The sequence below is a fragment of the Pseudogemmobacter sonorensis genome (assembly GCF_042762395.1).
Taxonomy (GTDB): Bacteria; Pseudomonadota; Alphaproteobacteria; order Rhodobacterales; family Rhodobacteraceae; genus Pseudogemmobacter; species Pseudogemmobacter sonorensis.
In genome coordinates this window covers 151829-171584 of sequence record NZ_JBEFZE010000002.1, presented here as the reverse complement: position 1 = coordinate 171584, position 19756 = coordinate 151829, and the positions used below count along the sequence as shown (strand labels likewise).

Genomic DNA, 19756 nt, shown 5'->3' with positions numbered 1-19756 from the left:
ACCATTGTGCACCGGCAGCATCGCGCCATCTGTCTCAGTTCTGATACAGTCGGGGCGCGGAAAGCGCGCGGGCGCTCAGATCCGACCGCCCGATCCGGTCCCCGATCCCGGCCGCCCGATCTTGCGGTGCAAGGTGGCCCGGCTGATCCCCAAGGCGCGCGACGCGGCCGAGAGATTGCCGCGCGCCCGTGCGATGGCGCGGGCGATGACGGCGCGCTCGCCGTCCTCGGGGCGCAGATGGCTGTCGAGCCCCAGAAGATCGGCCAAAGGCACCGGATCGCGCGCCAGATCACCCGCAAGGCCCAGATGCTGGCGCGCCGCGCGGGTGGCGCCGATCACCAGCTCGTCCGCGTTCACCGCCAGAAGCGCACCAAGGCCACGCTCGGTCCCCGGGACCAGCACCATGCGCGCGCGCGGATGGCGGGCAAGGAAAAGATCCGCCTCGATCTTGCGCGCGGCCTCGGTCACCGAATGGCTGATCAGGCCCGCGAAACCCTCGGCCAGGTCGCGCCGCACCGTCGAGACATCCAGCACCGCCGCCAGATTGCCGTCGGCATCGTGGACCGGGGCGGAAACGCAGGTCAGTTCGATGTTCAGGGACAGGAAATGCTGGTCGCGGTTGACCACCACGGGGCGGCGCTCGACCAGACAGGTGCCGATGGCATTGGTGCCGACGGCGGCCTCGCTCCAGTCCGTGCCGGTCCAGAGCCCGACCTCGGCGAAATCGCGATCCTCGGACGGCTTGCCCAGCCGTTCGACCGCGATCCCCTCCTCGCTGGCCAGGATGACGCTTGCGCCGAATCCCCCCACGGCATGGAAAAGCCGCTCAAGCGTCGGGCGGGCGGCAAGGGTCACAGGCTCCATCCGCTGATGGACGGCGCGGAAGGCGCCCTGGTCGATCCGCTCGTCCCGGGGGCTGCGGCGCGGGTCGAGCCCATGGACATTCACCGAGCGCGCCCAGGAGGCGACGATGGCCGAGCGCGCGGCCTCACCCCCGGCCAGGGCGGCCGCGACGGTTTCCTCATGATGCCTGTGGCCCGAATGCGCCATGCGCGAGCCTCCTCCCCTTCACGCGACCCGCCCCTCAACGGATCGACTCGTGACGTGGAGGCAAGCCTAGCGCATCCGGCATGCCTTGGGCAAAGAAAGAAAGCGTGAGTTCCGGGCTTGATTGCGGCCGGGCGGCGGGGGAAACTCTGCGGCATGAGCGAAACACCCGCCCCCACCCTGCCCGAACCGCCCGCGCCGGATCTGCGCCGCAAGGATCCGGTCCGGCTGCGGCTGAGGGTGCATTTCGGCGACCGGCTGATGCTGGGCCCGGGCAAGGCCGACCTTCTGGCCGGAATCGCCGAGACCGGCTCCATCGCCGCCTCGGGCCGCCGCATGGGGATGAGCTACAAGCGCGCCTGGATGCTGGTCGAGGAGATGAACGCCGCCTTCACCGCGCCGCTGGTCGCCTCGACCCGGGGCGGCGCGGGCGGCGGCGGAGCGCATCTGACCCCGACGGGCGAGGCGGTTCTGGCGCATTACCGCGCGCTGATGGCCGCGACGGCCCGTGTCGGCACGACCGAGATCGACGCCATCTCGGCGCTGATGCGCCCCGACCCTTAGGGCGGGCGTCCTAGCGGCTCAGCCCGCCGGGCAGCGTCGGCAGGTCCAGCGCCGAAAAGCCGTAATGGCGCAGCCAGCGCAGGTCGGATTCGAAGAAGGCGCGCAGATCGGGGATGCCGTATTTCAGCATGGCGATCCGGTCGATCCCCATGCCGAAGGCAAAGCCCTGCCATTCGTTCGGGTCGATCCCCCCCGCCGCCAGCACCTTGGGATGGATCATGCCCGAGCCGAGGATCTCCATCCATTTGTCGCCCTCGCCGATGCGAAGCTGGCCGCCGACATTGGAATAGCGGATATCGACCTCGGCCGAGGGCTCGGTGAAGGGGAAGTGGCTGGCGCGGAAGCGCAGCTCCACCTTGTCCACCTCGAAAAAGGCGCGGCAGAATTCCTCCAGCACCCATTTCAGGTTCGCCATCGAGATGTCGCGGTCGATCGCCATGCCCTCGACCTGGTGGAACATCGGCGTATGGGTCTGGTCCATGTCCATCCGGTAGACCCGGCCCGGGCAGATCACCCGGATCGGCGCGCCCTGATCCAGCATGGAGCGGATCTGCACCGGGCTGGTATGGGTGCGCAGCACATGCGGCGGACGGTTGTCGCCTTCGGCGCGGGCCATGAAGAAGGTGTCATGCTCTTGCCGGGCGGGATGTTCGGGCGGAATGTTCAGCGCGTCGAAATTGTGCCAGTCGTCCTCGACCTGGGGGCCCTCGGCGACGGCAAAGCCCATATCGGCGAAGATCGCGGTCAATTCGTCCATCACCTGGCTGACCGGGTGGATGGTGCCCTGGCGGCGCGGGCGACCCGGCAGCGTCACGTCGAGCCATTCGGACTTCAGCCGCTCGTCCAGCGCGGCATCGGCAAGCGCGCTCTTGCGGGCCCGAAGCGCGGTGTCGATCTCGGTCTTCAGCTCGTTCAGATGGGCGCCCGCGGATTTGCGCTCTTCAGGGTCCATCTTGCCAAGGGTGGCCATCAGGGCCGAAATCTCGCCCTTCTTGCCAAGCGCGGCCAGCCGCACCTCTTCCAGCGCGGCCTCGTCGGCGGCCCCGGCCACGGCGCCGATGTATTTGCCACGGATTTCGGTCAGGTCCATCTGTCTCTCTCCCCTCGGGGTCGGGTGAGGGGTTAGCGGCAAGGGGGCGGGGATGCAAGCGGGCTCGGGGCCCTGGCCCCCCCTTCGCCCTTGGGCCAGGGGCCCGGGGGATGGCGCGGTCAGAGCGTATTGCCGATCAGCGCCGTGATGCCAAGGCAGACCAGGGCCACGCCGGGCACCCGCGCGATGATCCCGCCAAAACCGCCGAGGGCAAAGGCAAGGCGCGCGCCCGTCACGCAGAATGCCACCAGCGACAGCCAGATGCAGGCCACGACGATGACCCCGCCGACCAGCAACGGCAGCATCGGAAGCGCCGCCCCGGCACCGAGCCGCCCAAGCGTCGCGGCAAGGAACAGCGCGGTCATGGGATTGGTCGCCGCCGATGCAAAGCCCGCGAGAAAGCCGGAATGGGGCCGGCGCACCACCCCCGGCGCGCGCCCGGGCCTGAGGCAGTTCATGCCCAGCCAGATGAGGAACCCGCCATAGATCAGCGACATCGCATGTTCGGGCGGCGTCACCTGCGGCAACGATCCGAAGCAAAGGACGATCACGGCGGTCAGAAGGCCCGCGCCCAATGCGGCACCCCCCGCCCGCCACAAGGGCCTGGCGACGGGTGCCGTTCAGGCCGCTGTGGACCACCACGCCAAGATTCGGGCCGGGCGTCACGGCGATCAACGCATATGAAAAGATGAAGTCGAAAAAGCTCACGGAAAGGCCTTGGTGACAAAACCCGATCTTGGCGCCGACTGTGCCATCGGGGTCTTCACCGGGCAGTCGGCATTTGCCGACCCGGCCTTCACATATCGGGATCGCCTTCCCCGGGGGGATCAGCCCTTCGGCCGGATCAATCCCTGTGCCAGGACAAATCCAGCCCGACCGACGGCGCGCTTTTCAAAAGCGCCACGAGTTCCGCCTGCTTGTGAGTCGCCGTCTTCTCGAACACCCGCTCTCCAGATAGGTGCGGGCGGTCTTGAGCGTGATCCCCGCCTCGACGGCGATCTCGGCCAGGGCCCTTCCGGCCGAGATCGCCCGCGCCAGCCGCGCCTCGCTGGCGCCGAGGTCGAAAAGCCCGGTCAGGATCGGGGTATCGGGCACCATCGCGCCCGTCGCCAGCCTGGTCACGATCATCACGATATGGCCATGGGCGAACAGATCCCTCGCATCGCCGCGCAGGGGCATCAGATGCAGGACGATGGGCGGCCGCGTCTCGTTGCCGCGCAGCAAAAGCGATTGCGGCCCGGCCACCCCCGGCCTGCTGGCCGAGATCGCGTCGTGAAGGCGCTGCGTCGCCTCGCGCGCGTGAAGCGCGATCCGGCCGTGGGCGGCGAAGACGAACACATCCTCCATCGCCTCCATCAGGGCATTCGACACCAGCAACTTGCCCTCAACCGTGATCACCGCCGCAGGCAGGCCCAGCCGCCCAAGAAGGGCGGCCTGGTTTTTCGCCGCCTCAAGCTCCAGCCGCGTCGCGACCAGGGATGCGCGGGCAAGATGCGGCGTCATCCCGTTCAGGATGTCGCGCGTCGCGGCGGAATGCGGGCCGGAGCGATGCTGCGCTCCAGCGTGAAACAGGCCGTGTCGCCGGTCGGCAGCGGGGCGACGAGGCCGATCTGCCAGCCGAAGCCGAGGCTTTGCAGCATATGCCGGGCGGGATCGCGCTCGATCTCGGCGGCATCGTAGAGGTCGATGTCGCGCTTGAAAGCGCCCGCGGCGCGCTCCCACCGCTCGGCGCGGGATCGCGTGGCGGTCCAGTCGCCAAGGCGGACATATTCCGAGAAAGCGTCATATACCCCCGAAGAGGCGACCCAGCGCGGCGCCCCCCCAGCCGGGCTGCATGACCTGAAGCACACCGCCCCGCGATCCGTCGCGCTCGGCCAGCCGGTCCAGCAGCCGGGGCCAGAGTTCGGGCAGGAAGGCCGCCTCGCAGATCAGGTCGGTGAAATCCATCAGGCCTCGATCCCAAAAGTCAAAGGTGGTGGTCGGCAACGCATGCCCCGGCACTTTGCTCATCGGGCACGGATTCCGACAAGGCCGAAATGGGTCGAGGCCGTGTGGAAAGCGCGCGTGTCGGGGATGGCGCCGATCGCCTCGGATGCCCGGCCCGACAATCTGCGGGCGATCCGTTTCGCGCAGGCGCCCGACCCAGCCGCTGGCAGCCGAGGTTTTGCCGGGCCGCCGCCTCTGCTAAGCTGCGACCGATACCCAAGCCCCGACCGGCCGGGCGAAACCTTCAAAATTCGCCAGGGGGCGGACGTGGAAGTCATCGACGGGCCCGGCATTCAGATTTTCCTTGCATCCCAGCGGATCGAGAACAGCAGCGTGCGGGACAGCGTGGTCGCCCCGGGCTACTGGATGGGAACGCTGCTCGAAGGCGAGATATCGGTGCGCCAGAGCATCTCGGGCGAGCGCGCCTGGTTCGGCGGCGGCGGGACGCTCTTTTCGTCGAGCGAACCGGTCGAGACCCGGCATCGCGCCTTGAGCGGCGGCCAGATGGCAGCGGTCTTTATCCGGTTCGACCCGGCGCTGGCGCCCGAGATCCTGGGAGAAGAGGCGATGGCCGCCTTCGCGGCCTCGAACGCGGGCCTGCCGGAAATCGCCCGCAACCTTGCCTGGCAGACGCTGGCCTGCCGGATGTTGGGCACGGTGCGCAGGCTCTACATGGGCCAAGGCGCTGGAACTGGCGGCCCATGCGCTTGCGCCGGTCACCAACTCGCATGATCCGACCCGGCTTTCGCCGCGCGAGATCCGGGTGCTGCACGAGGCGCGCGCGATCCTGACCGTGGAACTGCGCCAGCCGCCGACGCTTCCCGAGCTTGCGCGCAGGCTGGGGCTGAACGTGACCCGGCTGGGCCAGGGGTTCCGCATGCTGTCCGGCGTGCCGCCCTGTGCCTGGCTGAAGGCGCAGCGGCTCGACAGGGCGAAGGCGATGATCGAATGCGGGGACCAGAGCGTCTCCGGGGTGGCGCGACAGGTCGGCTATCAGCCGCAGCATTTCGCCACCGAGTTCCGCAACCGTTTCGGGGTCGCCCCTTCGGCGTTGCGCCCCCGGCAGTGACGCATTCCCGGCACTGACACCGGATCGCATAGATCTTCCACCGGAACCCGCACGTCGCCACCATTGGCCGCATCTGCGGGGCGCTGCAGATTGGCGCAAAAAACCTACTGGAACAATCATGCATTATCGCGCCCTTCTGCTGGCCTGCAGCGCCCTGGTTCCCCCCTTCGCCCCGTCGGCTGTCTTCGCGCAGGGCCGCGAGGGGGAAGAGACGGTGATGCTGGGCGCCGTCGTCATCACCGCCCGCCGCTTCGAGGAAAGGTTGCAGACCGCCCCGGTCGCCGTGACCCCCTTAGCAGGCTGCTGGAAAAGTCATGTGCAACCGCAGCTTGCGTCAAAAAACAGGAAATTCGACCGATAGCGCGCCAAAACAGGCCGTTTTCGGTCCAATTTTCTACCGTGTCGGGAAGATTTTCGCTTCAAGACAGCCCCAAAATACTTTTTCAGCAGCTTGTTAGAGGCCGAAGACCTGGGCCCCGACCGGGCCGAGACGCTGGAGGGCGCGGCAATGCGCAGCCCGAACCTGCATTTCAACCCGCAGGGCGGGCCGATCGGCATCCGGGGCATCACCTCGCTGGGCATTTCCGGCGGCGTGGACCGCCAACCGGCGGTGGGCCTTTTCGTCGACGAAGTCTATCTGGCCCGCCCCATGGGCTATCCGCAACTGACCTGGGGGCTCGACCGGGTCGAGGTGGTGCGCGGCTCGCAGGCGCTGCTTTACGGCAAGAACACCATAGGCGGCGCGGTGAACCTGGTGCTGTCCACCCCGGACGGCAGCCAGGGCGGCAAGGCCTATGTCGGGGCGGGCAGCGACGGCGCGCGCCGGGCGGGCCTGTCGTGGCGGACGCCCCTCTCGCAGGATTTAGCCATCGGCGCGTCGTTCGCCTGGGCCGGATCGGAAGGCTGTATCCGCAACCAGTCCGACGGGCGCCCGGTCTCCGACACCGACCTCGCCTCGGCGCGGTTCGTCCTGGCGGGAACCTTCGGAAACGGGACGCGCAATGCGGCTGAGCGCCGATTACGGCCGGGACGGCGGCGATGGCGGGCTGTGGTATGCGCCCCTAGACATGGCGAACGCCTTCGAGACCGATCACGATTTCATCCCCGAGAACGAGGTCACCACCAGCGGCCTCGCATTGCGCTTCGACCACGATTTCGGCGCGGTAGAGCTGACCTCGACCACCGGCTGGCGCGGCCATGAAATGGAATCGTGGCTGGACGGCGACTTCAGCGCCTTCCCTTTCTGATGCAGGGCCAGACCGAACGCCAGCGACAGGTCAGCCAGGAATTCCGGCTGGCATCGACCGGCGACATGCCGCTTGGCTGGCGCGCTGGCCTTTTCTACATGCGCGAAAGCTTCCGGTGCACCCAGTTCTACGATTACGAAAGCCTGCCGCGCGACCTGCTGAGCCTGACCGATTTCGGCCAGATCACCACCAACGCCTGGGCCTATGGCGAGATGCTGTGGAAACCCTCGGAGCTGTGGGAGATCTCGCTCGGCGCGCGCTATACGCATGAGCGCAAATCCACGCTCAGCGAGATGGCCTCGCCCTCCGGCACCTATATGTTCGGCGCGTCGGGACGGGCCGAGAGGCGCATCTCCTATACCGATCTCTCACCCGAGCTTTCGGTCACCCGCCGCCTGGGCGCCGACAGCATCGCCTATGCCAAACTGAATCGCGGCTGCAAATCAGGCGGCATCAGCCCCTATATCAAGGATGACGGAACGGCCAACAGCCACGATCCCGAAAAGACCACCACGCTGGAACTGGGCTGTCGCACCGGGGCCACGGACAGGGCATGGACGCTGGCGGCGACCGCCTTCTACACCGACTGGAAGGACCAGCAGGCGTTGGTCTATACCAGCCCGGTCACCCGCGTCTATCGCAACGCGGCGGCGGCGACATCCAAGGGCATCGAGATCGAAGGCACCGCACGGCTGCATCCCGAATGGCGGCTGTCCTTCGGCTATGGCTATACCGACACGCGCTACGACGATTTCGTCGACACGGTGATGGGGCAGGATCACAGCGGCAATCCGATGCCCTTCGCGCCGAGGAATTCGGTGAACATCGGCCTCGACTGGGCCCATGACCTGGCCGACGGCAAGCGGCTGACGGCAGCGTTGGACTACACTTTCCGCGAGTCGCATTCGTTCACGCCGGACAATTCCTTCCGCCAGGGTTCGGTGCATCTGCTCGACGCCCGCATCTGGATCGAACCCGAGCGCTGGAGCGCCTCGCTCTACGCCAAGAACCTGACCGACGAACGCTATCTGCGGAACTGTTGCGACTGGGGCGGAACACCCTATGGCGTGGCGGCGTCGGGGCGCACGGTCGGCGTTCTCCTCAGCACGAAGTTCTGATCTGATGAGCGTTTCCGATACCGCAAGGCAAAGCCGCTTCCTGCCCCTGGTCGCGCTGCTCTATGTCAGCCAGGGCCTGCCGATGCGCCTCGCCATGGAGGCGCTGCCGGTCCTGATGCGCGACGCGGGCGTGCCGCTGGAGGTCATCGCCTGGGGTGCCCTTGGCCGGGCTTCCGTGGATCCTCAAGCTGTTCTGGGCCCCGCTGGTCGAGAACCGGGGCAGCGCCAGGCTGGGGCAGCGGCGCGGCTGGCTGCTCTGGATGCAGGCGATCCTGATGGCGACGCTGATAGGCATCGGGGTCATTCCGCTCAGCGGCACGGGGATATGGATCGCCCTTACAGTGCTGACGCTTGGCGGCATCGCCAGCGCCACGCAGGACACCGCGACCGACGGCATGGTGGCGGAAAGCCTGCGCGATGCGGGTCTTGCCCATGCCAATGCCCTTCAGGTCGGCGGGCTGATGGCGGGGTTCCTCATCGGCGGTGCGGGCACGCTGGTCATGTATGGGACGCTTGGCCAACTGGCGACCATGGCGGTTCCGGCGCTGGTTCCGGCCGCGAGCCTTGTCATGGCCTGGCACTGGCGCGAGGCGGCCCCCGCCGTACCCCCCCCTTGCCTGGACCTTCCGGCGCAAGGGCATCTGGCGGATGCTGGGCCTGGCCGTGGTCTTCGGCGGCGCCCATGCGGGCGGGCTCAGCGTCAGCCGCGTCATGCTGATCGACCAGGGCTGGACACCGACCGAGACCGGGCTGATGGCGACGGTCTCGGGCCTGGTCCTCGTGCTGGTGGGCAGCCCGCTCGGCAGTTCCCTGGCCGCGCGCAGCCGCCTGCTGACCATCGCGGGCGGCATGGTGCTGGCGGCGGTCTCCTTCGGCCTGCTGGCGGCGATCGGCACCGGCGCATGGCCTGCGAGCTGGGGCAATGTGCTGGCCGCGACCTCGGTCCTGTCGGTGGCGAGCGGGCTGATCGCGGTCGCGGCATTCACGCTGCTGATGGCGTTCGGCGGCGAGGGACATCAGGCCGGAACCGACGTGACGGTCCTGCAAAGCGCCAGCCTGGTCGGCGAGATGCTCTTCGCAGGCCTTGCGGTCTGGTGCGCCGGGGCCTTCGGCTATGGCCCGAGTCTGACCGTAGCGGCGGTCGTCATCGGACTGCTGGCGGTTCTGGTCGCGCTGTCCGCGCGCGGAGCGCCGGCATGAGTCCCGGCTTCGTCGATCGCGTGGCGCGACGCCCCTCGGGCTGGCTCGGGCGGTTGATCTACCGCTATCCGCTGGGCGAAAAGCCGTGTTTCGACCTGGCGCTGCGCGAACTCGGGCCCCGGGCCGGGGATCACATCCTGGAGGTCGGCTGCGGTGGCGGCGTCTTCCTGCGCCGCGCGCTGACCTCGGGCTGCCGCGCGACCGGGGGGAATCACAGCCCGGACATGCTGGCGGCCAGCACGCGGCTCAATGCGCGCGCACTGCGCGAGCGCAGGTTGGTCCTGCACCGGGCGGATGCGGCGGCGCTGCCCGTGACGAAGGACGCTTTCGACAAGGCCTATTGCCTGAACGCCTTTTTCTTCTTTCCCGATCCCCATGAGGCCGTCAGGGAAATGGCCCGGCCTTGCGGCCGGGCGGCGCCCTGGCCATCGTCACCGCCCCACCCGAGCTCGCTCTCCTGACCCGCCGCTTCTCGGCCGCGATGGCCGAGGCGATGCGATTTCACCCGCCCGAGGCGCTGGCGGCGCTTTGCGAAACCGCCGGATTGCGGCCCCGCCCGGCAAGGAACGCTGTTACCCACGCGCGCCTCGATATCAAGCCTGCGGCGCCGTCACCGCCCCGATGTCGCGACGCTTTCAGCCGCCTGCTATAGATCGATCTTGAGTTGATCTGTCAGAATCAGACCCGCCGCGCCGCCCAGGGTGACTTCCTTTTCATTCTGGCCCAGGGTGATCTGAATATCGCTCACCGCCAGAGACAGGTCGCACACCGCCCGCACCAGCATCTTTCGAAGCAGCGCACCGCCGAATGCCGCACCGCCATAGATGATGTAACCGGGCTCTGTTTCACGAATTTCGTGAGGGATTCATCTATTGAATCCAACGTTATAACTGCCTGTCATGAGCAGACCTCTCCCCCCGACTTACAAGACCCTGAACTGGCCGCATACAACAAGGCGCTCAAGCGTCTTGGCTCGCTGACGCTCTGGTTCGCGCCCGCGATGACCTGGGAGGGAGCGCCGAGCGGCAAGCGCGGCCGTCAGCAGAGTTATAGCGACACCGCGATCCAGACCTGTCTGACGATGGAAGTGCTGTTCGGCATGGCGCTCAGGCAGACGATCGGGTTCGTCGAAAGCCTCCTGCGCCTGATCGGCCTGGACTGGGCCATGCCCGACTTCAGCGCGCTTTCTCGACGGCAGAAGACATTGAAAGTGAACTTTTCCCTATCGCGGATCGGACGGCCCGCTGCGCATGCAGGTCGACAGCACTGGGATCAGGGTCGAGGGCGAAGGGGAGTGGAATGCCCGCAAGCACGGCGGCCCAAAGCGCAGGGTCTGGCGCAAGATCCACATCGGCATCGACGAGGAAACCCTGGAAATCCGGGCCGCGGAGTTCACCACCAGCGAAATGGGTGATGCGCCCATGCTGGCCGAACTTCTCGACCAGACCCTTCCCAACCAAGAGATCGGCAGCGTCACAGCCAATGGCGCCCGCGGTGCTGCTGCCATCATTCCGCCCCGAAAGAACGCCAAATTCTGGAAGGCCGACACCCCGGGCGCAATCGCCCGAAACGAAATACCGCGGATATCGAAACGCGTCGGGCGGGCCATCTGGCGACGATGGAGCGGATACCACCGCCGAAACCGCATCGAGACCAAGATGCATTGCGTCAAGCTGCTCGGGCAGTGTCTGGCCGCGCGGGACTTCGACCGTCAGGTCGCGCAGTTCCAGGTCCGTGTCGCCGTCCTGAACGGCTTTACGGCGCTCGGAACACCCATCACTGAGGCGGCAGAATAAGTCTGCCCGGGCACAAGGGAGGCTACCACCTTCGGCCGATCTGGGCAACACAGCCGGTCTGGATCAACACGCAAGATCCTCTGTCGGCAGAGCAAGTGCCAATGACCGGGATGGTGGAACTACCTCATGAAAAACATGAGGTTGATCGGAAGAGGGGCAAAGGGTTTGCCGATCCGTTGCGTCACCGCTCTGCCGCCCAAACGGGCTCCGTCAGGATTCCGGACCTGCGTTGAACAGCCGCGTCCACATAAGCGCAAGACAGTGTCGCCGCCCTGAGGGGCGCCCGGCGATGGCATGGGCGCAGTCAATGGAGCCGGGGCCTGCCAAGTCGCGCGCGCCCCATGAAAAAGCCCCGCCATCAAGGCGGGGCCTTCAATTCGGGCACAGGGCTCGGCTCAGGCGGCCAGCGCGTCGCGGGCCTTGCCTGCGATGGCGTTGAACGCATCGGGCTCATGCACGGCGAGATCGGCCAGAACCTTGCGGTCCACCTCGATCCCCGCCTTGGACAGACCGTCGATCAGGCGCGAATAGGTGAAGGCCGGGTCGAACAGGCGCACGGCCGCGTTGATGCGCTGGATCCAGAGCGCGCGGAACGAACGCTTTTTCGCCTTGCGGTCGCGGGTCGCATATTGGTTGGCCTTGTCGACTGCCTGGGTGGCGGTGCGGAAATTCGTCGAACGGGCGGCGTAATAGCCCTTGGCGGCCTTGATCACCTTGCGGTGACGGGCGTGGGTGACCTTGCCGGATTTGACGCGGGACATGTTTCGCTCTCCTTACCGGTTGTAGGGCATGTATTTCTTGACGATGCCCTCATCGGCATCCGAGAGGATCATGGTCCCGGTCGCCTGACGGATGAACTTCGTCGAACGTTTGATCATGCCGTGGCGCTTGCCGGCCACACCGGCCTTCACCCGCCCCGAGGCGGTGAAGGAGAACCGCTTCTTGGCAGCGGATTTGGTCTTCATCTTGGGCATTTTACACTCCAGTGTTTCGCGCGCGGATAGGCATGCCACATTCGCCGTCCGCGCGGTTCTTTCCGAAGCCGATCCTATAGGGGCGGGACGCGCGAAGGGCAAGAGCGAATCCGCCCGCCTCAGCGCAGGATGCGGCCAAGTGTCGAAAGCATCGCCTCCGGCACATCGTCCAGGGCATAGCCGCCGGGCTTTTGCACGAAAGCCGCCACGACCAGCGCCATCGCCGCCAGAATCATGATCGCACCGACCCTTGGCGCGCGCCCCTCGACCCAGGCCGCCATCAGCGAGGGCAGGCTGAACACGCCCAGCACGATACCCACGGTCAGGAAAATGTCGGGATCCATCCCAGCCCTTCGCCTCCGCGCCGCCCGCCCGCCCGCCCGCCCGCAAGCGGAGACCAAGGTTAACCGGGGTCCACCTTGGAGATCAACCGCTCGTCGCAGGGGGCGACACGCAGGATGTTCGTCGTGCCCTGAACGTTGAATGGAACGCCCGCCGTCACCACGATCTGGTCGGCCTCGGTCGCGAAACCATCGGCCCGGGCGGCGCGGATCGCCGAAAGGACGGCGCCCTTGAACCGCTCCTGCTCGGGCGTGACCACGCCGTGGACGCCCCAGGTCAGCGCCAGCCGCCGCGCGGTCGCGACCAGCGGCGTCAGCGCGATCACCGGCACATGCGGCCGCTCGCGCGCGACAAGGCTGACGGTGGCGCCGGACTGGCTGAAGACGGCGATGGCCTTGATGTCGGTCGCCTCGGCGATCTCGCGCGCGGCGGCGACGATGCCGTCGGCAACGGTCTCGCGCTTGACCTGACGGCTGGCGTCGATCACCGCGATATAGGTCGGATCGCTTTCGACCGAGCGGGCGACATTGTCCATCGTCGTCACCGCCTCGACCGGGAACTTGCCCGCCGCCGATTCGGCGGAAAGCATCACCGCATCGGCGCCCTCGTAGATCGCGGTGGCGACGTCCGAGACCTCGGCCCGGGTGGGCATCGGATTCTCGATCATCGATTCCAGCATCTGGGTCGCCACGATCACGGGCTTGGCGGCGGCGCGCGCCTTGCGCACCAACTGCTTCTGGATCGGCGGCACGGAATGGACCGGCAGTTCCACCCCCAGATCGCCGCGCGCGACCATGATCCCGTCCGAGACCCTGAGGATCGCGTCATAGGCCTTCACCGCCGCGGGCTTTTCGATCTTCGACAGGATCGCTGCGCGGCCCCGGGCCAGGGCGCGGGCCTCGGCCACGTCCTCGGGGCGCTGCACGAAGGACAAGGCCAGCCAGTCCACCCCCAGATCGCAGACGAATTCCAGGTCCGCCCGGTCCTTTTCCGACAGCGCCGCAAGCGGCAGCACCACGTCGGGCACGTTCACGCCCTTGCGGTTCGAGATGGTGCCGCCCACCGTCACCACGCAATCGGCGAAATCGGGGCCGCAGCTTTCGACCTTCAGCGCGATCTTGCCGTCATTGACCAGCAGCGCGGCGCCCGGCTCGAGCGCGGCGAAAATCTCGGGATGGGGCAGTTGCACGCGGGACACGTCCCCCGGCGCCTTGTCCAGATCGAGGCGGAACCTCGCGCCCTCGACCAGTTCCTCGGCGCCGTTGGCGAAGGCGCCCACCCGCAGCTTCGGACCCTGGAGATCGGCCAGGATGCCGATCGGGCGGCCCAAGTCGCGCTCAACTTCGCGGATGATGCCGTGCCTTTCGCGGATGTCGTCATGGGTGCCGTGGCTCATGTTCAGGCGGAACACATCGGCCCCGGCCACGAACAATTCGCAGATCATGTCATAGGTGCTGGAAGCCGGACCCAGCGTTGCAACGATCTTCACACTGCGATGGCGGCGCATGCCATCCTCCTTCGACTTGTGCTGTTGCCTTCCGGCCTCTTGGCCTTATGGCGCAAAGCATATGGTGCCGCAACAGAACGATTTGTGACGCCGGGCGGGCGGCCGCCCAGATCCGGGCCCGAACGGCGCGAAAAGACGCAAGCCCGGGGCGCGGCGACGGAAAAGGCGGCATCGGCGCCATCCATCCGCCGCGCCGCCCCCGGGCAAAGCATGGACGCCACCGCCGCGATGTTCTACCCCGATGGCAAGACCATCGCGGCACGGAGCCCCCTCAATGGCATTCCACATCGAAGGCGCGGACCGTCCGGGCCGGTGGCTGGTCACCTGCGACCATGCCACCAACCGCGTGCCCGACTGGGTGAACGGCGGCGACCTGGGCCTTGCGCCCCGGGACATGAACCGCCACATCGCCTTCGATCCGGGCGCGCGGGGGGTGGCGCGCGCGCTCGGACATCTGCTCGACAGCCCGGTGATCGCCTCGGATTTCTCGCGCCTGGTGATCGACCCCAACCGGGGCGAGGACGACCCCACGCTGGTCATGCGGATCTACGACGGCTCGGTCGTTCCGGCGAACCGCCGCATCACCGCCGCCGGGATCGAAGAGCGGATGGCGCGGCTCTACCGGCCCTATCACGCCGCCTATGCGGAACTGGCCGCGCGCCGCCCCGACACGGTGATCCTGGCCATCCACAGCTTCACGCCCGAGCTGCGGGGCCACGCGCCCCGGCCCTGGCATGTCGGGATCCTGCATTCGCATCTGGACGGGCGGCTGTCGCGCCCGCTGATCGCGCGGCTGCGGGCCGAGCCGGACCTTTGCATCGGCGACAACGAACCCTACAGCGGCCATCTTCCCGGCGATGCCGTCGACCGGCACGCCCTTGCCGCCGGGCGCCTGAACACGCTGGTCGAGATCCGCAACGACCTGATCGCCGATGACGCCGCCCAGACCGCCTGGGCGGGCCGGCTCGCGCCCTTGCTGACCGCCGCATTGAAAGAGGCCGACCATGGATGACCAGACCCGCACCCAGCTTGAGGCCGCGACCTTCCGCGCGCTGATGCACCATCTGCTGGAAAAGCGCCCCGATGTGCAGAACATCGACCTGATGAACCTGGCCGGGTTCTGCCGCAACTGCCTGAGCCGCTGGTATCAGGAAGCCGCAGATGCACACGGCATCCCGCTTTCGAAGGAGGAGGCGCGCGAGACGGTCTATGGCATGCCCTATGCCGAATGGGTCGCCCGCCACCAGACCGAGGCCAGCGCCGCGCAACAGGCGGCTTTCGCGAAATCCTTCGCCGAGAATGTCGGAGCACCGGCTGTCCGTGCGCCCGATCTCGTGGCCCCGGATGCCAATGTCCTAGACGCCAGCGCCCTGGATGCCGACGCCCATGAGGACGCCGACCCGAATATCGGCACCCGGGATGCCGAAGCCCAGGCCGCCGCCAAGGATGCGCCCCCCGCATATGGTTCCCCCGGGGCAACCGGATCGGACGGCAGCTCCACCAGCGACCCCAGCCCCGGGAACAAGGGCTGAGACCCGAGCCCGCGCGACACCCCCTTTCCAGAGCAACGGCAGAACGATTCGCGCCCGGGATCCGGCCGACCCGACAACCCCCGAAGGCCCGTTTCCAGAACCCGGAATTGGGCAGCCAACCCGGATGGATTGCAACCAAGACTGGAAACAATGCCCCGGCCTTTTCACCATCTTTCACCCGCAAGATTGACAAACCGTTAACGCCGACCTCAGGTGACTTGGGATGCTGCGATTTTCCCCGCAAAGGGGATCCGGTCGCATACCCCCGCCGATGGGATTCGGCCTGTTCAGCCCGTTGAAGATTTGGAGAGTTCAGGTGGAACTGTTATTTTTCATGCCGCTGCTTCTGGGGCTTGGCCTTGTCGCCGCCCTTGTCGGAGATGACGACGACGACGAAGATTCCGGCGGCGAAGAACAGACCGGCATCACCGGGACCGAATCCGCCGACAGCCTGCTGGGCACCGAGGGGCCCGACCGGATCTTCGGCCTGGGCGGTGACGACATCATCGGCGGCCTGGGCGGCGACGACCATATCGACGCGGGCCCCGGCAACGACATCGTCGATGGCGGCGCGGGCGACGATACCATCCGCGGCGATCTGGGCGACGACTGGATCGGCGGCGGTGTCGGCGACGACAACATCTTCGGCGGCGCGGGCAACGACACCGTCTTCGTCGGCCCCGAGGAGGGCGGCGACCGGATCTTCCTGGGCGACGGCTCGGACATCCTCGATGCCTCGGGCGCCACGGACGACCTGTTTGCCCGTGGCGGTGCCGGACGCGACATCATGCACAGCGGCATCGGCGACGACACGCTTTACGGCGATGCGGGCAGTGACGCGCTGCGCTCGGCAGGCGGATCGGACGTGATGTATGGCGGATCGGGCAACGACTATCTGCGGGCCGTGGACAGCCTCCCCGGCGCCGTCGGATCCGACGCGCTCTATGGCGGCGCGGGCAACGACCGGCTGACCGGCGATGGCGGCGACATCCTGACCGGCGGCACCGGCCACGACATCTTCGAGAAGGATTATCGCGGCCTTGGCGAAGGCGTGATGACCGTCACCGACTTCGACCCGGCCGAGGACCGGCTGGAAATCTATGTCGAGGGCGGGCCGGAGCTGCCCGAAGTCACCCTGCGCGTGGACGGAGACCATACCATCGTCACGGTGAACGGCGTGGACGAGGTGCTGTTGCAGGCGATCCAGCCCGGCGCGCTGGACGCGGACGCCTTCATCGTCCACCGGGTGCCCCTGGCGGCCGAGGCGGCGACCGCCGCGCCCTGATCCCGGGCGCGGAGATTTCCATCGGCATTTCCATCAACAAGGCCCCGCCCCCTCGGCGGGGCCTTTCGCGTCACAGCCCCAGCGCGCGCAGACCCGCCGCCACCGCCACCCCGGCCACCGCCGCCATGACGTCGTTGCGGGTGGCAAACGACAGCGCCACGGCCGAGCCCAGCGCAAGCGCCTCGACCAACCCGCCCGCGGCCAGCGCCAGCGCGGTGATCCCGGCCATGACCGACAGGGGCGTCGCCCGCAACGCCGCATCCAGCCGTGCCGAAGGCGGCAGGAACCGCATCGCCAGGTAACCGGCAAGGCGGCAGGTCATTGCGGCCCCGAACGCCACCGCCAGCAGCGCCCAGATCGGCGGAGTCATCGCGCCCCCTCCGCCTTACCGCCCGCCGTCAGCGCGGCGAAGGCCGCCCCCGCCACGCCCGAGGCGATGATCCCCCAGGCCGGGCCGAAGACCCAGGCCGCCAGCAGCGCCGCCCCCGCGCCCACCACGACCGGCATCAGCGACGCCCGCCCCTTCATCATCACCGCCGTCATCGCCGCCGCAAAACAGGGCAGCATCAGATCCGCTCCGAAGGCGCGCGGATCGGGCAGGCTGGCGCCAAAGACCACGCCGATCAGCGTGCCGACCAGCCAGACCGCGATCAGCGGCGCGCCGGTTCCCGCCAGATAGGCGCGGTCGGCCTCGCCCCGCTCGATCGCCCGCATGGTGGCGATCCAGTTGGCATCCCCCAGCAGCAGCAGGCTCGAAAGCGCGCGCCCCGGTCCCGCCGCGCTCAGCCAGGGCTGCAGGGTCGCGCCAAAGATCAGATAGCGCGCATTGATCACCAGAATCGTCAGCGCCAGCGTCGAAAACGTCACATTCCCGGTCTGGATCAGGCTGACCGCCGCAAGCTGCGCCGAGCCCGAGAAGATCCCACCGCTCATCGCCATGGCCCAGCCCCAGCCGATCCCGGCCTGGGCGGCGACCAGCCCGAAGGCCAGGCCATAGACCAGGATCGGAAAGGCCAGCGCCATGCCCAAGCGCAACCCGCGCCGGAATCCAGCGCGGGTGAAGACGGCCGGGACGGGATCGGGCCCTCGCATCGCGGATCAGATCGCGGCCTTGCGCCCCTCTTCGATGTAAAGCTCGCGCAGGCGGGCCGCGATCGGGCCGGGCACGCCCGCGCCGACCTTCACGCCGTCGATCTCCACCACAGGGGTGACGAAGGTCGAGGCGCCGGTGATGAAGGCCTCGTCCGCGGCCTGCGCCTCGGCGATGGTGAAATTGCGCTCGACGATCTCGAACTGCGCCTCGGCGGCATATTTCAGCAGCGCAGCGCGGGTGATCCCGTGCAGGATGTCGTTCGACAGCGCCCGGGTGATGATCTTGCCGTCCTTGACGATATAGGCGTTGTTCGCGGTGCCTTCGGTGACGAACCCGTCCTCGACCAGCCAGCCGTCATCGGCGCCCGCCTTCTTCGCCGCCATCTTCGCCATCGAGGGCCACAGCAGTTGCACCGTCTTGATGTCGCGCCGCCCCCAGCGGATGTCGGGGACCGAGATCACCTTGATCCCCGTCGCGGCCTTGGGGCTTTCCACCAGGTTCGCAGTCTGGGTGTAGAGAACCACGGTCGGCGCCACATCCTCGGCCGGGAAAAGGAAGTCGCGATCCCCCGCATTCCCGCGCGAGATCTGAAGATAGACCAGCCCCTCGACCAGATCGTTGCGCGCCAGCAGCTCTCGGTGAATCGCCAGAAGCTCTTCGCGCGTGAGCGGCGCCTTGATCGACAGCTCGCCCAGCGAGCGGGCCAGCCGCGCAACATGGCCCTCGAAGTCGATCAGCTTGCCGCCGCCGACCGAGGTAACCTCATAGACCGCATCCGCGAAAACGAACCCCCGGTCGAAGATCGAGATCTTCGCCTCGGCCTCAGGCAGATATTCCCCGTTCAGATAGACGATGCGGCTCATGCTGGCTCTCCAGTTGCGGATGATCGGTTTCTTTGCCGATCCGCGCGCGCGGTCAAGGCCGGATCGCAGCAGGCCTCAGCCCCAAAGCGAGGGTTCGGGCGGGTGGACGCCCGCCTCGTCATAGGAAAGCGCGGCGGGCCGGTCCTCGGCCAGCAGAAGCGGCCCGTCCAGATCGACGAAATCGGCCCCCTGCGCCACCAGAACCGCCGGCGCCATCGCAAGCGAGGAACCGACCATGCAGCCGACCATCACGCCATAGCCCGCGGCCCGCGCGGCATCGCGCAAGGCCAGCGCCTCGGTCAGCCCCCCGGTCTTGTCCAGCTTGATGTTCACCACGTCATACTTGCCGCGCAGATCGCCCAGGCTGGCGCGGTCATGACAGGATTCGTCGGCGCAGACCGGCAACGGGCGGGCGATTTCGGCCAGCATCCCGTCTGCGCCCGCAGGCAGCGGCTGTTCGACCAGCGCCACCCCCATCCGCACCAGATGCGGCGCAAGCTCGGAATAGACCTCGGCCGTCCAGCCCTCATTGGCATCGACGATGATCCGGGTCGCGGGCGCCCCCGCCCGCACCGCCTCCAGCCGGGGCATGTCGTCGGGCGTGCCGAGCTTGATCTTCAGAAGCGGCCGCCAGGCATGTTTCGCCGCCTGCGCCCGCATCGCCTCGGGCGTGTCGAGCGACAGCGTATAGGCCGTCACCATCGGCACCGGCGCCGTCAGCCCGGCCAGATCCCAGGCCCGCCGCCCGGCCGCCTTGGCCTCAAGATCCCACAGCGCGCAATCCACCGCATTGCGCGCCGCACCCGCGGGCAATGCGCGCTGCAGCCCGGCCCGGGTGATCCCCGGCGCCAGCCCCTCGATCTGCGCGGCGACGCTTTCCAGCGTCTCGCCATAGCGCGCATAGGGCACGCATTCGCCCCATCCCTGCGCGCCCCCGCGCGCGATCCGCGCCGTCAGCACCTTGGCCTCGGTCCGGCTCCCGCGTGAGATGGTGAAGACCTGCGCCAGTCGGAATACATCCGGGGTTACCGTGATCATGCCTG

25 protein-coding genes and 3 pseudogenes are annotated in these 19756 nt (G+C 67.8%); 13 read left to right on the top strand and 15 right to left on the bottom strand.

Annotated features, from left to right (window positions below):
* Positions 1–75: 75 nt before the first annotated feature.
* Complete coding sequence (locus ABNX41_RS02460) at positions 76–1050, bottom strand: GAF domain-containing protein (protein WP_438668125.1); 975 nt, start codon at positions 1048–1050, stop codon at positions 76–78.
* A 153-nt stretch (positions 1051–1203) separates the two neighbouring features.
* Here ABNX41_RS02460 and ABNX41_RS02455 point away from each other — a divergent pair, with 153 nt between their 5' ends.
* A complete protein-coding gene (locus tag ABNX41_RS02455) occupies positions 1204–1611 on the top strand; it encodes a winged helix-turn-helix domain-containing protein (protein WP_438668124.1) in 408 nt (135 codons plus the stop codon).
* 10 nt (positions 1612–1621) lie between these two features.
* On the opposite strand, the gene pheS is transcribed toward ABNX41_RS02455, so the two are convergent.
* From pheS to ABNX41_RS02430, 5 genes are all read right to left on the bottom strand, one after another.
* Positions 1622–2701 carry a phenylalanine--tRNA ligase subunit alpha gene (gene pheS / locus ABNX41_RS02450; RefSeq protein ID WP_438668123.1) on the bottom strand — a complete coding sequence of 360 codons (1080 nt, stop codon included), beginning with the start codon at positions 2699–2701 and terminating at the stop codon, positions 1622–1624.
* A gap of 119 nt (positions 2702–2820) precedes the next feature.
* Positions 2821–3300 carry a LysE family transporter gene (locus tag ABNX41_RS02445; RefSeq protein WP_438668122.1) on the bottom strand — a complete coding sequence of 160 codons (480 nt, stop codon included), beginning with the start codon at positions 3298–3300 and terminating at the stop codon, positions 2821–2823.
* Positions 3301–3592: 292 nt separating this feature from the next.
* Positions 3593–4204, bottom strand: coding sequence for a hypothetical protein (locus ABNX41_RS02440; protein ID WP_438668121.1), 612 nt, complete (start codon positions 4202–4204; stop codon positions 3593–3595).
* Between the two features lie 5 nt (positions 4205–4209).
* Positions 4210–4551, bottom strand: coding sequence for a hypothetical protein (locus ABNX41_RS02435; protein WP_438668120.1), 342 nt, complete (start codon positions 4549–4551; stop codon positions 4210–4212).
* Complete coding sequence (locus tag ABNX41_RS02430) at positions 4484–4648, bottom strand: hypothetical protein (RefSeq protein WP_438668119.1); 165 nt, start codon at positions 4646–4648, stop codon at positions 4484–4486. Before ABNX41_RS02430 ends, ABNX41_RS02435 begins: the two co-directional genes overlap by 68 nt.
* 126 nt (positions 4649–4774) lie before the next feature.
* On the opposite strand from ABNX41_RS02430, the gene ABNX41_RS02425 reads away from it, so the two are divergent.
* The 8 genes and pseudogenes from ABNX41_RS02425 (at position 4775) to ABNX41_RS02390 (ending at position 9782) form a co-directional block, all read left to right on the top strand.
* Complete coding sequence (locus ABNX41_RS02425; RefSeq protein ID WP_438668118.1) at positions 4775–5419, top strand: hypothetical protein; 645 nt, start codon at positions 4775–4777, stop codon at positions 5417–5419.
* A gap of 31 nt (positions 5420–5450) precedes the next feature.
* On the top strand, positions 5451–5756 hold the full coding sequence (locus ABNX41_RS02420; RefSeq protein WP_438668117.1) for a helix-turn-helix transcriptional regulator: 306 nt from the start codon (positions 5451–5453) through the stop codon (positions 5754–5756).
* Between the two features lie 118 nt (positions 5757–5874).
* Positions 5875–6117 (top strand): hypothetical protein, encoded by a 243-nt coding sequence (locus ABNX41_RS02415; RefSeq protein ID WP_438668116.1) that lies wholly within the window; start codon positions 5875–5877, stop codon positions 6115–6117.
* 90 nt (positions 6118–6207) lie between these two features.
* Positions 6208–6957 carry a TonB-dependent receptor plug domain-containing protein gene (locus tag ABNX41_RS02410; RefSeq protein ID WP_438668115.1) on the top strand — a complete coding sequence of 250 codons (750 nt, stop codon included), beginning with the start codon at positions 6208–6210 and terminating at the stop codon, positions 6955–6957.
* Between the two features lie 9 nt (positions 6958–6966).
* Positions 6967–8121 (top strand): TonB-dependent receptor, encoded by a 1155-nt coding sequence (locus tag ABNX41_RS02405; protein ID WP_438668114.1) that lies wholly within the window; start codon positions 6967–6969, stop codon positions 8119–8121.
* Between the two features lie 155 nt (positions 8122–8276).
* Positions 8277–8630: pseudogene (locus tag ABNX41_RS02400) on the top strand (hypothetical protein); the annotation flags it as partial.
* Positions 8631–8769: 139 nt separating this feature from the next.
* Positions 8770–9321, top strand: a complete 552-nt coding sequence (locus tag ABNX41_RS02395) for an MFS transporter (RefSeq protein WP_438668248.1) — start codon at positions 8770–8772, stop codon at positions 9319–9321.
* Positions 9318–9782 (top strand): class I SAM-dependent methyltransferase, encoded by a 465-nt coding sequence (locus tag ABNX41_RS02390; RefSeq protein WP_438668243.1) that lies wholly within the window; start codon positions 9318–9320, stop codon positions 9780–9782. Before ABNX41_RS02395 ends, ABNX41_RS02390 begins: the two co-directional genes overlap by 4 nt.
* Positions 9783–9967: 185 nt before the next feature.
* Here the strand turns inward: ABNX41_RS02390 and ABNX41_RS02385 are convergent, their stop codons facing one another.
* A complete protein-coding gene (locus ABNX41_RS02385; RefSeq protein ID WP_438668113.1) occupies positions 9968–10105 on the bottom strand; it encodes a hypothetical protein in 138 nt (45 codons plus the stop codon).
* 115 nt (positions 10106–10220) lie between these two features.
* On the opposite strand from ABNX41_RS02385, the pseudogene ABNX41_RS02380 reads away from it, so the two are divergent.
* Positions 10221–11117 (top strand): annotated as a pseudogene (locus ABNX41_RS02380) (IS5 family transposase).
* Between the two features lie 395 nt (positions 11118–11512).
* On the opposite strand, the gene rplT reads toward ABNX41_RS02380, so the two are convergent.
* From rplT to pyk, 4 genes are all read right to left on the bottom strand, one after another.
* Complete coding sequence (gene rplT, locus ABNX41_RS02375) at positions 11513–11878, bottom strand: 50S ribosomal protein L20 (RefSeq protein ID WP_438668112.1); 366 nt, start codon at positions 11876–11878, stop codon at positions 11513–11515.
* A 12-nt stretch (positions 11879–11890) separates the two neighbouring features.
* Positions 11891–12091 carry a 50S ribosomal protein L35 gene (gene rpmI, locus ABNX41_RS02370; RefSeq protein ID WP_438668111.1) on the bottom strand — a complete coding sequence of 67 codons (201 nt, stop codon included), beginning with the start codon at positions 12089–12091 and terminating at the stop codon, positions 11891–11893.
* A 119-nt stretch (positions 12092–12210) separates the two neighbouring features.
* Entirely contained in the window at positions 12211–12435 is a 225-nt protein-coding gene (locus ABNX41_RS02365; RefSeq protein ID WP_438668110.1) for a hypothetical protein, read from the bottom strand.
* A gap of 59 nt (positions 12436–12494) precedes the next feature.
* Positions 12495–13940 (bottom strand): pyruvate kinase, encoded by a 1446-nt coding sequence (gene pyk / locus ABNX41_RS02360; RefSeq protein WP_438668109.1) that lies wholly within the window; start codon positions 13938–13940, stop codon positions 12495–12497.
* Between the two features lie 274 nt (positions 13941–14214).
* On the opposite strand from pyk, the gene ABNX41_RS02355 reads away from it, so the two are divergent.
* The 3 genes and pseudogenes from ABNX41_RS02355 (at position 14215) to ABNX41_RS02345 (ending at position 16757) form a co-directional block, all read left to right on the top strand.
* Positions 14215–14952: an N-formylglutamate amidohydrolase gene (locus tag ABNX41_RS02355; protein ID WP_438668108.1), complete on the top strand. Its 738-nt coding sequence runs from the start codon at positions 14215–14217 to the stop codon at positions 14950–14952.
* Positions 14945–15247, top strand: a pseudogene (locus ABNX41_RS02350) (DUF1244 domain-containing protein); the annotation flags it as partial. The gene ABNX41_RS02355 and the pseudogene ABNX41_RS02350, both read left to right, overlap by 8 nt.
* A gap of 541 nt (positions 15248–15788) precedes the next feature.
* On the top strand, positions 15789–16757 hold the full coding sequence (locus ABNX41_RS02345; protein ID WP_438668107.1) for a calcium-binding protein: 969 nt from the start codon (positions 15789–15791) through the stop codon (positions 16755–16757).
* Positions 16758–16827: 70 nt separating this feature from the next.
* Here ABNX41_RS02345 and ABNX41_RS02340 read toward each other — a convergent pair whose 3' ends face one another.
* From ABNX41_RS02340 to dgcA, 4 genes are all read right to left on the bottom strand, one after another.
* Entirely contained in the window at positions 16828–17127 is a 300-nt protein-coding gene (locus ABNX41_RS02340; RefSeq protein WP_438668106.1) for an AzlD domain-containing protein, read from the bottom strand.
* Complete coding sequence (locus ABNX41_RS02335; RefSeq protein ID WP_438668105.1) at positions 17124–17792, bottom strand: AzlC family ABC transporter permease; 669 nt, start codon at positions 17790–17792, stop codon at positions 17124–17126. The genes ABNX41_RS02340 and ABNX41_RS02335 overlap by 4 nt, the downstream gene beginning before the upstream one ends.
* Positions 17793–17855: 63 nt before the next feature.
* The gene (locus ABNX41_RS02330; RefSeq protein ID WP_438668104.1) at positions 17856–18713 is read right to left on the bottom strand and encodes a D-amino-acid transaminase; all 858 of its coding nucleotides are present in this window, start codon (positions 18711–18713) and stop codon (positions 17856–17858) included.
* Positions 18714–18788: 75 nt separating this feature from the next.
* Positions 18789–19751 carry an N-acetyl-D-Glu racemase DgcA gene (dgcA, locus tag ABNX41_RS02325; RefSeq protein WP_438668103.1) on the bottom strand — a complete coding sequence of 321 codons (963 nt, stop codon included), beginning with the start codon at positions 19749–19751 and terminating at the stop codon, positions 18789–18791.
* Positions 19752–19756: the final 5 nt, after the last annotated feature.